At 67.7% G+C, this 16,325-nt stretch carries 9 protein-coding genes; 4 read left to right on the top strand and 5 right to left on the bottom strand.

Annotation, left to right across the window (positions count from 1 at the left end; all coding sequences use genetic code 11):
- Nucleotides 1-217 precede the first annotated feature (217 nt).
- On the top strand, nt 218-1,387 hold the full coding sequence (locus ACOOHF_RS08530; protein ID WP_420464184.1) for a hypothetical protein: 1,170 nt from the start codon (nt 218-220) through the stop codon (nt 1,385-1,387).
- 524 nt (nt 1,388-1,911) lie between these two features.
- Entirely contained in the window at nt 1,912-3,801 is a 1,890-nt protein-coding gene (locus ACOOHF_RS08525) for a gamma-glutamyltransferase family protein (RefSeq protein WP_420464183.1), read from the top strand.
- A gap of 30 nt (nt 3,802-3,831) precedes the next feature.
- Here the strand turns inward: ACOOHF_RS08525 and ACOOHF_RS08520 are convergent, their stop codons facing one another.
- The 4 genes from ACOOHF_RS08520 to ACOOHF_RS08505 form a co-directional block, all read right to left on the bottom strand.
- Nucleotides 3,832-4,263, bottom strand: a complete 432-nt coding sequence (locus ACOOHF_RS08520) for a cupin domain-containing protein (protein ID WP_419163083.1) — start codon at nt 4,261-4,263, stop codon at nt 3,832-3,834.
- A gap of 13 nt (nt 4,264-4,276) precedes the next feature.
- Nucleotides 4,277-4,474: a hypothetical protein gene (locus ACOOHF_RS08515; RefSeq protein WP_419163082.1), complete on the bottom strand. Its 198-nt coding sequence runs from the start codon at nt 4,472-4,474 to the stop codon at nt 4,277-4,279.
- 12 nt (nt 4,475-4,486) lie between these two features.
- The gene (locus ACOOHF_RS08510) at nt 4,487-5,353 is read right to left on the bottom strand and encodes an SDH family Clp fold serine proteinase (RefSeq protein WP_420464182.1); all 867 of its coding nucleotides are present in this window, start codon (nt 5,351-5,353) and stop codon (nt 4,487-4,489) included.
- 102 nt (nt 5,354-5,455) lie between these two features.
- Nucleotides 5,456-6,799 (bottom strand): amidohydrolase family protein, encoded by a 1,344-nt coding sequence (locus ACOOHF_RS08505; protein WP_420464181.1) that lies wholly within the window; start codon nt 6,797-6,799, stop codon nt 5,456-5,458.
- A 144-nt stretch (nt 6,800-6,943) separates the two neighbouring features.
- Here ACOOHF_RS08505 and ACOOHF_RS08500 point away from each other — a divergent pair, with 144 nt between their 5' ends.
- Both ACOOHF_RS08500 and ACOOHF_RS08495 read left to right on the top strand, forming a co-directional pair.
- Nucleotides 6,944-8,089 carry a c-type cytochrome gene (locus ACOOHF_RS08500; RefSeq protein WP_420464180.1) on the top strand — a complete coding sequence of 382 codons (1,146 nt, stop codon included), beginning with the start codon at nt 6,944-6,946 and terminating at the stop codon, nt 8,087-8,089.
- Entirely contained in the window at nt 8,079-8,846 is a 768-nt protein-coding gene (locus ACOOHF_RS08495) for a carboxypeptidase regulatory-like domain-containing protein (RefSeq protein ID WP_420464179.1), read from the top strand. Before ACOOHF_RS08500 ends, ACOOHF_RS08495 begins: the two co-directional genes overlap by 11 nt.
- A 4-nt stretch (nt 8,847-8,850) precedes the next feature.
- Here ACOOHF_RS08495 and ACOOHF_RS08490 read toward each other — a convergent pair whose 3' ends face one another.
- Nucleotides 8,851-15,963, bottom strand: a complete 7,113-nt coding sequence (locus tag ACOOHF_RS08490; protein WP_420464178.1) for a Calx-beta domain-containing protein — start codon at nt 15,961-15,963, stop codon at nt 8,851-8,853.
- Between the last annotated feature and the right edge of the window lie 362 nt (nt 15,964-16,325).

The following is a 16,325-nucleotide window of genomic DNA, read 5'->3' as shown; positions in this document are numbered from 1 at the left end:
CGCCGGGGCAAAAGGCCCGTCAGGCACCGCTCGTAAGCGACGCTGCCAACTCGACACTCTCCTTTGGGGCGATGGGCCACACGAGCCACCCTTCAAGCGTGTGAGACAGCATTCTGAAGCCTGCTCGAAACTTCGCGGTCCGAAGGTCGCGTAAACAAGAGAGTATGGTGTGGATCGCTATCAGCCACGCCGCCTTGCCGATCATGGAGCCCGCAAGATGCGCCGAATCCCATCCCTACCGAGCTTCACGCTCACAGCGGTGCTCGCCGCCGCTTGCGCCCAGGATGACGCACCCGCCGCCGACTTCATGATCGGCCACGAGGGTGTCACCCCCGTCACCAACACCGGCCCGCCTCCGCCAGCGCGCCTGGATCTGGTCGTCTCGATCGGGCCGAAGACCTTGACCGACACAGGATCGCCCGACGAGTTCGGAAGAGTGACCAGCGTAGCGCTCGGGCCGGACGAGGAGGTCTTCGTGGCCGACGGCCTCAACCGCGAGGTGAGGGTCTTTCGGCTGGACGGTACCCACCTCCGCACGTTCGGCCGGGAGGGCGAGGGACCAGGCGAGTTCCAGAGCCTCAATTCGCTGGCGTGGGCGGGTGACCGGCTCCTGAGCTTCGATCCCGACCAGGGCCGGATCGGCGAGTGGTCCGCGGGGGGCGAATGGCTCGGGCAGCGGAACACGCAGACTGGTGTCACCGGAACCCCTGAAGCTCTCCGCTTGTACCCGGTCGACCCGGACGAGGTGTTCCGGCGCGATCTTGAGCGGCGCTACGTGGGTCTGAACAGCCGCGGCGAGACGGGCGACACACTGGCATCGTTGCGCGGGCCGTCGAGCGGCCCTCCGGCGTACATCGAGTGCCGACACGAGCGTAGCCTCGCCCTCTTCGAGGTCCCGTTCGCTCCGCGGTTCCTGCAGCACCCGGGACCGGACGGCGTCCTGTACTCGGCGCTCACCAGCGACTACCGCATTTTCGTCACGCGGAACGATGGCGCCGAGGTCCTCAGGGTGATCGAGCGCACGCTGCCGGGCGAATCGTTCAGCAACGAGGAGTGGCGGGCGGCAAATGCCGAATACTACGAGTGGCGCGAGGCCCGGCGGGGCGCCTCCTGCGACCCGAGGGAACCGACGCGGCCGGACGCGAAACCGTTCATCGAAGGTCTCTTCGTCGCACCGGACGGCAAGCTGTGGGTCGAGGTCGTGCGCACGGCCGGCAACCGCTGGGAGATCTTCGATACCGAGGGCAAGCTGCTCGGCAGTGTCCCCGCTCCACCCCGCGGCCCCTACGTCGTTCCGGCGTTCGGTGCCGACCACCTGCTCACGATCCGCAAAGACAGCCTCGACCTTGACCATGTCGATGTCTGGCGCCTCGCGTGGGGGAGCTGAGGACCCTCAAGGGCGGCATGAGCGGGTTTAGAGACAGTGTCATCAAGTTTGAGCGCTCTCGCGGGGACCATGAGTAGAGTCAAGGTGGGCCGGGTTCAGGCCCGGTCCACCCTACGGGTCCTCGTCTTTGACTTCCTGCGGCTTCTGCGCTCCGGATCGTTCGGTCGTCATCGCCGTGTCGTCCGGTCGACCTGAGAGAGCGCCAACAATTCGACGGCACGCAGATCGGACCCGGCAGACGCCAATCGTCGCTCCCGGGCCGACGTGATCACGCCGTGTGAGCCAGAACAGCGAAGGCGTTGGTGAGCGGCTCGTTCACGATCACGGCCTCATCCCGCCCATCCGCGTCGCGAGTGAGCACACCCGATCAGCAGGCACACCAGCGCGTGCGGTCGAGCCGAGTGCCAACGTACCCGGCCGGCTGCGTGGTTGCCGGGACGATACCCGGGAGTAGCTTCAGGATTGTCGGAGACGAGGGCAGTTGGCCGGGTCTCCATCTCGGGCAGAAACAGGAGGATGACGCGATGAAGCCTCTGGCATGTGTGGTCGCCGTCGCGGCTCTGGCACTCACCGCCTGGTGCGGTCCGTGGATGGGCGCTCCGGAGGAATCCGCTTCCGCGGAGGAAGGCGTCGTCGCCACCATCGCCCCGTTCCGCAGTTACGGCCACGTACACGACGCCGACAACGTCGAGGCCATGCGGCCGCGCGTCATGGGCACGCACGGGGTGATCTCCTCCGGGCACTACCTGGCCACGCAGGCCGGGTACGACGTGCTCAAGGCCGGAGGCAACGCCTTCGACGCCGGAGTGACTGCAGGGATGGCGCTCAAGGCGCTCAAGATGGACTACGCGGGATGGACCGGGGTTGCCCCGCTCATCCTCTACAGCGCCGCCGAGGACCACGTGATCACTCGGGTCGGCGCGGGGACTTCACCCACGCTGGCCACCCTCGACTACTTCCTCAAACACGGCAAGTCGCCCATCAGCAACGCGCTGATTCCCGCGGACGTGGATGTCTGGCTCGCCGCTCTCGACCGTTTCGGCACCCTCAGCTTCAGTGAGGCCGCGCAGCCAACGCTGCGCATCGTGGAGGAGGGCTATCACCTCTACAAGATGCAGAAATGGATGATCGAGGATCAGATGGAGGGGATCCTCACTTTTCCCTACAATCGCGGCTTCTGGTTCCCCAACGGGGTCGGCGAGCAGCGTCTGGGCGATCTCATGGTGAATACCGATCTGGGGAGGCTCATCCGCTACATGATGGAGGCCGAGCGGCAGGCGCTGGCGGCGGGAGGAAGCCGTTCCGAAGGGATTCGCGCCGCTCGGGACGCCTTCTACCGGGGCGACCCGGCGCGCGACGTGGACCGATTCTTCCGGGAGCATGACGGCATCGTCCGTTACGAGGACATGGCCGGATACGAGGGTCGCTGGGAGGAGCCTCTGGGAACCGGTTTCAACGGCTACGACGTCTACACCGGCGACGGATGGAGCCAGGGCCCGCGCATCATTCTGATGCTCAACATGCTGCAGAACTACGACCTGCGCGCCCTCGGCTACAACACACCGGAGTATATCCACGTCGTCTCACAGGTGATCAACCTGGCGATGGCGGACGCCCACAGGTACGTCGGGGATCCGGATTTCGCCCCTGCTCCGGAGGGACTGTACGGGAAGGCGTACGCGCGCAAACGCATCGGGCTCATCGACGAGAAGAGCGCATTTCAGGATATGCCTCCGTGGGGCGATCCGGAACGGATGGCGGCGGTGGCGGACGGCGCGCCCGTGAGCTTCGTGGCGCCGGGAGGTCGGCCCTCCGGTGAAGTCCCCTCCACCGACACATCCTCCCTCAATGTCATGGACGGGGAGGGCAACATGTTTTCCCTCACCGAGAGCGACGGTCACACCTTCACCCCGATGATCCCGGGATGGGGATTCGGGCTGGGCAACCGCATGGGTCAGTTCAACCTGGACCCCGAGCTGGCCAACGTGATGGCGCCCGGCAAGCGCCCGCGTAACACGAACTCCCCCCTTCTGGTGATGAAGGATGGCCGGCCGTTCATGGGGCTCTCCACCCCCGGCGGCGACCAGCAGATGCAGGCTCTCCTGCAGGTCTTTCTGAACGTGACGCTGTGGGGGATGTCCCCCGAGCAGGCCGTAGACCAGCCCCGTTTCGGCAGCTACAACTTCCCGGCCACCGGGAGCGAGGTGAACCGCAATCCCGCCGTCCTCTACATGGAGGACCGGATCCCGGCGGAGACGGCCGAGGCGTTGCGCGCCCTGGGCCACGACGTGCGCTCGTGGGGCCTGTGGAACTGGCGCGCGGGCGCTCCCACGGTGACTTGGCGCGATCCGGAAACCGGGGTGATGACTGCGGCGGGGGACGTGAGGCGGGAGACTGCGTCGCTCGGATTCTGAACGGCCGGCATTCTCGACCTGCGTTACCGCCTACTCTCGCGCGGGGCGCTCGAAGTCGACGATGTTCTCCCACTCGCGCGCATCGGAGCGGGCGACCACGGCCACCACCGGCTCCGTATCGCTCAAATTGAACACCTCGTGCGGGACCCCGGGCTCGATGAAGATGAAGTCACCCGCTTCGTTATCGAGCGTCTTCTCGAGCCGCGGGCCGAACTCATGTCGCACGTGTCCCTCGAGGATATAGAGCATCACCTCGAAGTCCACGTGGATGTGCGCCTTGGCGACGCCGCCGGGCGGGATCATCGCCACGTTCATGGAGAGCGCGCCCGAGCCGACGTTCTCCGCCCACATCCCCGTCTTGTATTCGATCCCGTTCCAAGCCCGGTGCCGGCCGCCGCCCCGCACGGTGATGATCCCTTCGTGGCGCTCCACCCGCCCCGGCGTTTGTCTGTTTCGGGTCATCTCGGCCTCCGGGCTACACGCCTCCACGTCCCCGAAGCGTTTGGTCGGAATTCCTGATCGTCGCGCCACCCAGTGCGGGCTTCAGTCGGTATCCACCTACCTTGATGCCCACATCGGCGAGCCGCTTGGCCGCCTCCTGACTGCGTTCCACGGCGGCCCTGTCGATCTTCGGATTCTTCTCGACAATGTCGGCTACCCGGTCCTTCTCCATCGTTAGCCTCCGCTAGAAGAAGTAGGGATTGTGGACAAACGACACGAGACCGTTTCGAGCCATGTGGTCTCGCAAGAACCAGAAGTAGTCCCAGACGGCTGTCTTCAGATCGGGATCGTCACCGAAATCCGTGATCTTGAGCTTTAGCTCGTCACGGAGCGTTTGCATGTCGATCCCCCGACCGTGGGTCAGCCAACGCTCGTGGTCGTTCAATTGAAGCGCGATCCAAGCCGCGCGTTCTTCCTTCATGGCCTCCGTGACGGGTTCTCCGCGCGTCTCCGTCACGACCCAATCCTTGAACTTGTATCGGGTCAGCCAACGCTTCAGCAGGGCGATCGAGAGATCGCGTGCAAGCTCGAACTGATGGAGTTCTGCAAGATCCAGCTTTTGCAACAGGACGAGTTCCGCCGTGGATAGCGTCTCGTTCCGACTCTTCTCGATCAAACTCTCGTACTGAGACAGGTAGGACAGCGCCGGGACGAGACGGTCGTCCAACTCGAGCTGCGGATCGATCGGGCCGAGACAGGAGTGGTAGTCCATCAAGATGTCGTCCCCCGACATGGCCAAGACAGTCCCTGCGGACATGGCTCGATCAGGGATGATGAACCTTACCTCCTCGTAGTGATATCGAAGAACGCGGACGATCCGCTCAACGACCTCGACGATGCCCCCGGGCGTGTCGAGAATGACCACCAGACTCGGCCTGCGTTCTTCCCTTGCTTCAACGGCGATCTTGACGCGGTGCTCCACGCCAAGATGCATTGGCGAGATGATCGTAAGACCATCCGCGTTGAGCATTTGCTCGATCGCCGCAAGTCGAACGTTAGCCCACTCGCGAGCGCTGTCTTGCGTCGTCGGGGGTACGGCTACGTCGGGCAAGGATACTCCTTCTTCCGGTCAGCACCGGGGTCTTCGGCAGCAGAACGTCGATCTCCGCTCCACGTAGAATCTACCCAGTTCTCATCGGGGTCGCATCGACGGTCAGTTGCCGAAGCTGTCGGCGATCGCGACCAGCCCTTCCCGGATCTCGGCCTCGGACTTCCAGGCGCCGCGCACCATGACGCCCGCCCGGTCGGCGATGTTCGCCACGTCGTCGAGCGGGTTGGAGTTCGTGAGGATGAGATCCGCCCGGCGGCCGGCGGCTACCGTTCCGAAGGAGTCGTAGCGCTGGAAGTAGTCGCCGACGTTGCGGGTGCCGGAGACGAGGATCTCGTACGGAGACATCCCGGCCTCGGCCATGGCCGCGATCTCGCGGTGGAGCGAGAAGCCGGGGACGCTGAACATCTGCGGCGAGTCGGTGCCCATCAGGATCCCCACGCCGGCTTCGTTCATCATGCCGAGGAGGCGCGACCGGTTGCTCGCGTGCACGCGGGCGCGCTCCACGTCCCAGCCGTCCGAGGCCTGGATCGCCGAGAGGCGGTTCTTCCAGCCCTCGACCCCCTGCGGCGGCCAGTAGCGCATCTCCGGGTAGGCGGCGAGCGTCTCGGGGTCGCCGAGACCGATCACGCCCACCTCCCACAGCACCATGGTGGGAACGACCCACGCCTGCGCGGCGATCGTGAGGTCGAGAACTTCATCCATCTTCACCTGGTCCATGGGTCCGCGCAGGCCGCCGGCGTCCTCCATGTAACCGTCGAGGTGGTCGAAGGTTTCCTGTCCCATGAGGATGGCGTGCCGAATCCCCACATCGGCGGGGACATGGCCTCCGAAGCGGATCCCGGCCTGGGCGGCCGCGGCGGCGAGCGCATTGTACTCCGGCACGGTGAGCCCCGGGTGGATCTTGAGGTGGTCCCACCCCTCCCGCTTCTGGGTCCACACGCGCTCGGCGGCCTGCTCCGGCGAATCGACGGAGCCGCCGTTGAAGCTCGGCCCGGCGAGGTAGAGCGTGGGCCCCCAGATCTCCCCGGTGTTCGTCCGCGCCTTCAGGTCGAGGTCGCCGGGAAGGCCCAGCATCCCGCGCACCGTCGTCACCCCGTTCGCGGCGTAGAGGAACATCACCTGCTCCCGGAACTCCTCGCTCGCGTTCCCGCCGGGCGTGTGGCCGTGCATCTCGGACAACCCCGGCATGAGGTACTTCCCGGACCCGTCGATCCGGTCCGCGCCCGCCGGCACCTCGACCGAACCCGTCGGCCCGACCTCGACGATCCGGTCGCCACGCACGAGAACCGTGTGCCCGGGCAGGATCCGCTCCGAATCCATCGGGATGACGGCAACGTCGACAAAGGCCGTGACCGCGGCCGGCGAACCCTGCTGGCAGGCGGCGACGAAGGGGGCCACCGCGCACGCAACGAGGGCAAACCCCAGGGACAGGCGATGGGACTTCATGTGACCTCCTCTGCGCGGTCGCTTCCGACCACGCCAATCTTGACCGCGATAGCGGTTATCCATATTGACAGAGCTTCCGTGACCCCGGACTCGGATCATAACCCCGTGTCGAGAGTCGGTCCTCCAGCCATGAGGAGCCGCGGATTGCCCCTAGCCGAGCATAACCCGACCCGCGGCCTGGCGGCTCTTCTCTTCATCGTGTCGGCGCTGCTGCCGGTTCCGCAATCGCTGGAGGCGTCTCAGGCCCCGCAGGCCGCCCCGGACGGGATGACGCTCTACGAGGCCGGCTGCGCGAGCTGTCACGGGTCGGATGGCCGCGGTGCCCCCGCCGACCGGATCGCGTTCGAAGACCCGCTCCCGGACCTCACCGACTGCAGCTTCGCCTCGCGCGAGCCGGACGCCGACTGGATCATCGTCTCGAAGGCCGGCGGTCCGATCCGCGGCTTCAGCGATGTCATGCCGGCGTTCGAGGAGGCGTTCGACGACGACCAGTTGCAGGCGGTCATGGACCATATCCGGACCTTCTGCACCGACCGCGCCTGGCCGCGCGGCGAGCTCAACCTCCCCCGGCCTCTCTTCACGGAGAAGGCGTATCCGGAAGACGAGTGGGTGTGGACGACGGGGGTGAACGCGGAGGGCGCCGGTGCGGTCATCAACGAACTCCTGTACGAGAAGCGCTTCGGCTCCCGGAACCAGATCGAGGTCGCGCTCCCCTTCGGCTTCGCCGAGTCCCCCGCCGCTCCGGTCGGACGTGACGCGGGCCCGGCTTCGGATTGGGGCGTCGGACTCGGCGACATCGAGGTCGGTTACAAGCGCGCGCTGGTGCACAACCTGGCGACGATCTTCAGCTTCGGGACCGAACTCAAGCTCCCGACCGGCGACGAAGAGCGGGGCATCGGAGAAGGCGAATTCCGGCTCGAACCGTTTCTGGCGCTGGGACAGATCCTCCCGGGGGACGGTTTCTTCCATCTGCAGGCGGGGGCGGAGTTCCTCGGCGAGACGACCGAAGGGTTCTGGCGGGCGGTCCTCGGACGCACGTTCACGAGCGGTGAGTTCGGCCGCTCGTGGTCCCCGATGATCGAAGTGCTGGGGAGCGCGGATGTGGGCGAGGGCTCGCGGTCGCAGTGGGACCTGGTCCCTCAGATGCAGGTGACGCTGAACACGCGGCAACACGTGATGCTCAATGTCGGGGTACGGTTCCCGCTGACCGATTCCGACGCGAGGAGCACGCAATTCCTCGTCTATCTCCTATGGGACTGGTTCGATGGGGGTCTGTTCGATGGCTGGTAGCTGGCGGAAGGGTTGGATCCTGGCGTGCTCGCTCGCGATCGTCACCGTGGGGGCCGGCTCGACGGTGGGTGAACGCGACACCTCCGCGGCGCCGGAGGCCGCGATCATCACGGGCCGCATCCTGCTGGCCGAGGGCCAGGTGCGCTTCGCCGGGGAGCCGCCCGCCGGGGCGGAGATCGACATGTCCGCCGACGCCTACTGCCGAGACCAGTACGACGAAGCGGTGATGGACCGACCCGTGCGGGTCGGTTCGGGTGGCGGCCTGGCGGATGTGCTCGTGCGGGTCGTCAACGCGCCGGCGTCGCGGGCGGCGCCGGAGGCCGAGGCGCTCCTCGACCAGGCCGCGTGCCTGTATGCGCCGCGATCGGTGGCCGTACGCGTGGGCCAGCCTCTCGTCATCCGCAACAGCGACGCCACGCTGCACAACGTCCGGGTCGTGCCCGCCGCCAACGCGGGATTCAACCTCGGGCAGCCCATCCGGGGGATTCAGAGCACGCGCTCGTTCGAGACGCCCGAAATCGGGATTCCGGTGCGCTGCGACATCCACGGCTGGATGACCGCTTCGATCCACATCCTCGAGCACGAGTTCTTCGACATCACGGGTGAGAGCGGGGCGTTCACCCTCCCCACCCTTCCGGCGGGCGACTACGAGATCGAAGCCTGGCATCCCACGCTGGGGACCGTGACGGGGCGTGTCTCCGTGACCGCCGACGGAGCGGCCGCGGCCCCGTTGACGCTCGAGTTCTCGCCGAACTAGGAGCTTAGTCCTCCCAGAACCTGCTCCACAGGCTCAGCGTCGCTTCGCCGCCCCGGGGTCCGTGCGTCCCTTCGAGGCTCAGCGTGAGCCCGCCCGCCTCGAGACCCGCGGCGACCCGAAGGGCGCGCCGGCCGTAGCCGTCCAATCCCTCGAACCTCAGGTCGAAGAGCGACTCTGTCCGCAGCGCCAGACCCACGCGACGGGCCTCTCCCATGAGGCCGCCGTAGGGCATCGCGATGAGGTCGCCGAGCGGCACTCCGTAGCCGACTTCGGCCTCCATGCGCCCGGGATCGTTGAGTCCCATGGCACGGCCCGAGGCGATGCCGCTCATGTCGCGGCGCTCGAAGAGCCGGGCCGCACCGCCGTCCGCATAACCCCAGGCGGGCGCGACGCGTAGCGAGAGGCCGCGCCCCGAGGGGTCGGGCTGAAGGCGGAGCACGGCCGAGCCGCCCCATTCCCTGTAGGTGCCGTCCTCGTGCGCCACGAGTCCGCGCGCGCGTCCCTGCAGGGTCAGGCCCAGCGACGGAATCGTGACGCTCAGGCCGCCGCCCATCTCCATCCCTGCGCCCGTCTCCGCGTCACCCATGTCTCCCCGCACGCCGACCTCCGCGAGGGGCTCGAGCGTTGCGCTGCCGACCTGGAAGCCGTGCGACCCTTCCACCAGCAGTCGCACCCGGCTCGCGGTGCCCTCGTGATCGCCGATCGTCTCGTCGCCGGTGGTAGTCCGCGACATCACCGCATCCGATGTCAGCGCCAGCGAGAAGCCCTGCTCGCCGCTCGTCCCGATCACATCGCCGCGCCAGCCGAGAGCGGCCATGGCGAGGTTCGCATTCGGATCGGAGTCGGATCCGCCGTCCAGGGAGAGGCTGCCGCCCGCGTATCCCAGCATCGCCCACGCGGACAACTGGTCCGTGATCGAATACCGGGCCCACGGATACACGCCCGTGAGGATCGTTCCCACCTCGCGTCCCCGCGGCCCCGCTTCGCCCAGGGTGCCGTCGGCGCGGTTGTGCGACACGACGACGCCGCCCAGCCACCGGCCGCGCGCGAGGTCGAAGCCGCCCATGAAACCGTTCAGCTCACCGTCGACCGAGGCGTCGCCCACGCCGCCGCTGAAGCGGGTCGTCGCGCCGCGGCCCCACACGGACCAGTAGCCGTCACCGCCGTCCAGCTGGCCGGACGCGGAGAACGACGAGCGGCCGAACAGATCGCGCAGCGTCGTCTCGCCGTTCGGCCATCGCCCGAGCGGCCGCTCGCCGCGCGACCACATGGCCAGGCGGTCGGAGGGCTTGATCGAATAGTGGGCCCCCAGGCCTTCCAGGTCCCAGCCGCCGATCACCATCCGGGTTCCCCCCGGCCCCCGCGTCATGCGCCCGCGCACGGTCTCGACGACCTGATCCGACGTCGTGCGACCGACGCGCGCCAGCCACCCGCTGAGGTCGAGCGGCACCACCTCATCATCGTCCTGCACCGTCACGGTCGCCGAAGCGGGCGTCCCCAACTCGTATCCCGCGCCGACGAGGACCTCCGCCGTGACCATGCCGGCCACGATCCCTTCGTCGACGTCGTCATCCTCGGTGGCCACCATGAGGATCGCGCTGTCCTGCCCGGCCTCGATCGTCACGGTCGGACCAGGGGTGCCCGCGAGGACGTCGTTCGTTCCGGTCACACCCACGACGACCGTGAGCGCACTCTCGGCGGCCGGCGCGACCCGAACCGCAAAGCGCGCCGCCTCGCCCTCGGTCACGGTGGCCTCAAGCGCCGCGACCGTCACCACCGGCGTGACCGGCTTCGCCCTCACCTCGTCGGTGGGCGCGCTCGCCAGACTCTCCGCGTTGCCGGCATCGTCCTCGAAGTCGACCCGCACCTTCAGACGACTCCCGACGTCCGCCTCCTGGACCACGTACGTCCGCTCCGTGGCGCCCGAGATCTCGGGTTCCGTGGCGCCCGAGACGCGGAGCCACTGATACCGCCACGCGACTTCCGTCAGGCCGTCCGCGTCGCTGATCGCGTCCGTATGCGCCGTGAGCGTCTCGTCGACCTGCGGGATGCCGGTGATCGTGGGGGCCCCTTCGGCCGGGGAGTTGTCGTTGTCCGTGACCCGGACCGTCAGTGTCCCACCCGAGATCCGATCGTCTTCGCTCACCGCCGCCGTGAGCACTACGAGACGGTCACCCGTCGCCTCGTCATCATCCTCCGTGTCGAAGCTGAACGTGGCCTTGGCCTCGCACGCCGGAATCATCACGGTCGTCGGAACCGTGGACGAGACCGCGCCGCCGCTGTCCTCGACCGCGATCGACGGCATGATGTCGAAGGGGATGACGCACCCGGCACCCGTCGGCTCCACGACGACCGACACGGTCACCGAACTGCCTTCCTCGACAGTGGGCGTCTCGGTGACGAGCGCGATCGTCGCGCGATCGTCGTCGAGGATCTCCAGCGCTCCGGAGGCGACCTCGCCCCCGTTCACCTGCGCCCGCACAGTCACCGTCTCCGAATCCTCGAGGCGAGCGTCGTCGAGGATCGTCATCTGCACCGTCGTCTCGGTGCTCCCGGCGGCGAGCGTGAGCGTGGTGCTCTCGAGCTCCCAGTCGGACCCGCTCTCCGCGGAACCTTCACCGGACAGGGTGACCACCATCGGCTCGGACGGGGCCTGACCGCGCGACACGACGATCTCCACGCTGCCGGCGTCTTCCGCGACGGAGTTCACCGTGGAACCGTCCGACCGGAACTCCAGCGTCCAAGCCCCCTCGTCGTCCTTCTCGGTCGCCGTGACAGTCGCGGTTACGCCGTCGTAGTCGCCGCCGGAGGCTGTGTGTGTGATCGTCGCCGTGCCGTTCTCGTCGTCCTCGTCGCGCGCCGCGCTCAGCGTCACGGTCTGGGGCACATACCAGTCGTCGGCCGTGAACGTCAGCGTATCACCGCCGGTCACCGTGATGTCCTCGTCGCCGGTCCGCGCCGCTGTCACTGTCACGGTCGCGGTCGGCTTCGATTCCAGGATCAGGGTGTACGCCGCCGTCACACCCTCCGGCACCGTTACCGTCCGGGGACTGGGGAAGAGCCCTCGCCTGTCGTCGTCGACGATCGTGAGCGTGGCCGCGTCCACCGACAGCCCCGTCACCGAACCCGACACCGTCACCGACTCGTTCCCCTCGTCGAAGTCATCGTCCGTCGGCGTGATTTCGAACGTCCCGCTCCCGCTCGTCCCTCCCGCCTCGATCTGGAACGTGAACCCGGCCACCGTCCCGTAGTCGGTCCCCGCCGTCGCGCCATCCCCGCTCGCGCCCACGCTCACCGTCACCGTCGTCGGCGACGACAAAGCCTCACCGTCGAGACGGCCCGTCACCGTGACCGTCGTCCGGCCGTCCGATTCGCCCACCTGAGCGGGGTTCAGGCTCAGCGTCACCTTCGTCGACCCGCCCATCCCGTCCTGCTCTACCGCCGCGACGCTCGTGGTGACGCCGTCGTAGTCGCCGCCCGCGGCCGTGTGCGTGATCGTCGCCGTGCCGTCGAGGCTGTCCGCGTCCGCCGCGGCGCTCAGCGTCACCGTCTGCGGCAGGTACCAGTCGTTGGCGGTGAACGTCAGCGTCGCGCCCCCCGTCACCGTGATGTCCTCATCACCGGTCCGCGACGCTGTCACCGTCACCGTGGCCGTCGGCTCCGACTCCAGCACCAGCGTGTACGTCGCCGTCTCGCCCTCGGGGACCTCCACCCGGCTCCGGCTCGCAAAGAGGCCGCGCGTGTCGTCGTCGACGATCGTCAGGGTGGCCGCGTCCACCGACAGCCCCGTCACCGAGCCCGACACCGTCACCGACTCGTTCCCCTCGTCGAAGTCATCGTGCGTCGGTGTGATCGCGAATGTCCCACTCGCGGTCGTTGCCCCCGCCGAGATTTCGAACCTGAACCCGCCCGAAGTCCCGTAGTCCGTCCCGGCCGTCGCGCCATCGCCGGACGACCCCACGCTCACTGTCACCGTCGTCGGCGACTCCAGAGCCTCCCCATCGAGACGGCCCGTCACCGTGACCGTCGTCCGGCCGTCACTTTCTCCCACCTCGTCCGGACTCAGGCTCAGCGTCACCTTCGTCGAAGGCGTCCCGCCTCCGCCGCCGCCGCCTCCGCCTCCGCCGCCCTCGTCGTCGTCCTGCTCCGTTGCCGTGACGATCGCGGTGACGTTGTTCGCCCCGTAATCGCCGCCCGATGTCGAGTGGGTGACCGTCGCTGTTCCGTCCGTCGCGTCCGCGTCATCCGCGGCACGAAGGGTCACCGTCTGCGGCTGGAACCAGTCGCTCGTCGTGAATGTGAGCGACGCACCGCCCGTCACCGTGATGTCCGAGTCCCCGGTACGCACCGCCGTCACCGTCACCGGCGCCGTCGGCTTCGACTCGAGCACCAGCGTGTACGTCTCCGTCCCGTCCTCCGGCACCGCCACGGTCCTGGGGCTGGGGAAAAGGCCACGCGTGTCGTCGTCGACGATCGTGAGCGTGGCCGGGGAGACCGTGAGTCCCGTCACCGACCCGGACACCGTCACCGACTCGTTTCCTTCAGCGATGTCGTCGTCGGTCGGCGTGATCGTGAACGTCCCGCTCCCGCTCGTCTGATCGCCCGCGATCTGGAACGTGAAGCCGCCCGATGCCGTGTAGTCGTCGGCCGTCGCTCCATCGCCGGACACACCGACGCTGACCGTCACCGTCTTCGGCGACCCCATCGCGTCGCCATTGAACTCACCCGTCACCGTGATGGTCCTCTGGCCGTCACCCTCACCTATTTCCGTCTGGCTGAGACTTAGGGTCACCGCCGTCGTGACCAAGTTCCCGTTATTCCCGTCGTCGCTCGTATCACCTTCCGTCGCCGTCACGGTCGCGCTGACGCTGTTGGCGCCGTAGTCCCCGCCAGATGTCGTGTGCGTGATCGTCGCCGTTCCGTTGGCGCTGTCCGCGTCTGCCGCCGCGCTCAGCGTCACCGTCTGCGGCTGGAACCAGTCGCTCGTCGTGAATGTGAGCGACGCACCGCCCGTCACCGTGATGTCCGAGTCCCCGGTACGCACCGCCGTCACCGTCACCGGCGCCGTCGGCTTCGACTCCAGCACCAGCGTGTACGTCTCCGTCCCGCCCTCCGGCACCGCCACGGTCCTGGGGCTGGGGAAAAGGCCACGCGTGTCGTCGTCGACGATCGTGAGCGTGGCCGGGGAGACCGTGAGTCCCGTCACCGACCCGGACACCGTCACCGACTCGTTTCCTTCAGCGATGTCGTCGTCGGTCGGCGTGATCGTGAACGTCCCGCTCCCGCTCGTCTGATCGCCCGCGATCTGGAACGTGAAGCCGCCCGATGCCGTGTAGTCGTCGGCCGTCGCTCCATCGCCGGACACACCGACGCTGACCGTCACCGTCTTCGGCGACCCCATCGCGTCGCCATTGAACTCACCCGTCACCGTGATGGTCCTCTGGCCGTCACCCTCACCTATTTCCGTCTGGCTGAGACTTAGGGTCACCGCCGTCGTGACCAAGTTCCCGTTATTCCCGTCGTCGCTCGTATCACCTTCCGTCGCCGTCACGGTCGCGCTGACGCTGTTGGCGCCGTAGTCCCCGCCAGATGTCGTGTGCGTGATCGTCGCCGTTCCGTTGGCGCTGTCCGCGTCTGCCGCCGCGCTCAGCGTCACCGTCTGCGGCTGGAACCAGTCGCTCGTCGTGAATGTGAGCGACGCGCCGCCCGTCACCGTGATGTCCGAGTCCCCGGTACGCACCGCCGTCACCGTCACCGGCGCCGTCGGCTCCGACTCCAGCACCAGCGTGTACGTCTCCGTCCCGCCCTCCGAGACCGTGACCGATCGGGGGCTGGGAAAGAGGCCGCGCGTATCGTCATCGACGATCGTCACGACCGTCTCGTCGTTCCCGATGGTCGCGTGCGAAGACGCGCTGCTCAGGACAAGGCTGAAGGTCTCGTTCCCCTCGCCGATGTCGTCGTCCGTGATCGTGATCGTGTGCGTGCCGGACGTTGTCTGGCCGACAGGGATCGTCAGAGTTCCCGTCGCAACCTGGAAGTCCCCGGCCGTCGCCGTCCCGGCCTGGGCGGAGACGTTCACCGTCACGTTCTGGCTCAGGGCCCGGGAGAGCGAGACGCTGTAGCTGTACGTGCCGACGCCTTCCGCCAGGCTGAGGGTTGCGGGGGCATCGATGACGGCGTTGGGCGCGGCCGTGTTGTTCGTCACCGGGTGGTCCGTCAGATCCACCGCCCTGTTCTCCGCCTCGTCCCGGATCGCACCGGTGGAGGGCGCCGTGTAGCTCACGGTTACATTGTCGCCATACACGGCGGGAGTGCCGAGCGTGAGCGTCACCGTCCGGCCGCTCAGATCGAAGCTGGTCGGGTTGGTCCCGCTCCCGCTGTTGATGCGGACGCTATAGGCGCTCGTCCCGGGCTCCGACGCTTGGTCCAGCGCCTCGTTGTACCTGATAGTGAGCTCCGAGCCGTCGACCGTGGCGCTCTCCACGTCGGGCGGCCCCACGTCGCCTCGGTTCCGGCTACCCGCCGGCACTACGACGACCCTCACCGCCGACGTGTCGGCCACCGCGTGGTCTTCGAACACACCTCGGAGCAGGGCCGTGATCGTCCGGCCGGGCGTATGGGCGCCGCCGGGTTCGGCTTCGACCTGGAGTCTCCACTGGCGGGTGAGTTGTTGGGGGCTCCTGAAGACGAACGCGTATAGATTCCAGTCCGTAAAGTTCGACCTGATGCCCTGGACGTTGATGTCGCCCCGGATCTGCTTCTGCATCTCGCCCCGCCGCCGGATCGTGAACGTCACCCACTCGCCCACCTCCGCCGTGTCCCTGTCGGCTTCCAGCGAGACGTAGGCATACTCTCCGGGCGCCATCGGACCCACTATGGCCGACAGATCGCTCTCCAGCCGTTCGCGGTTGCCCTCATCGTCCTGGAAGGTGACGCGCACCTTTACGCGATGGCCGAGGTCGCTCTCGCCCACGTAGTACCAGGAGCGGATCGCCTCGGCGATCTCCACCTGCCCGCCCCCATCGAGCACGCGTATCCACTGGTACTCCCACTCCACGTGCTCGAGCCCATCCGCATCCTTGATGCTGTCCGTGTCGACCCTCGCGGACGCCCCCACTCGGACGGAGTCCTCCCAGCTGCTCGTGCCGTAGGCACCGACGCGCGGTTTTCCAGTTGCGGGCGGGCTCGGCCGCGCGGAGAGCTTCCGCTCGGGGACATCGGTCGGCGAGGAGCCGCCCGTCTCAAAGTCAACCTCGGGGAGAAGGAACGCGGAGACAGCCTCGAAGCCAGGGCCGTTCAGGTCCGGGCGTTGGGGCGCTTCCTGTGCCGTGACTGGGGTGGGGGAAGCTCCGACGAGGGCCGCGAACGCCAAGGAAGTCGCGACAAATCGGGGAAAGCCGCGAAGCGCGAGTCCGAGGGACACACCCCTCCTGCGCGTGCCTCCGGCTGCGTAGGCCGCATCCGCGGAGAGAATGGTAT

The organism is Candidatus Palauibacter sp. (assembly GCF_965216145.1).
GTDB lineage: Bacteria > Gemmatimonadota > Gemmatimonadetes > Palauibacterales > Palauibacteraceae > Palauibacter.
The sequence above is the reverse complement of the archived record's forward strand: the minus strand, read 5'-3'. Positions and strand labels throughout refer to the sequence as shown.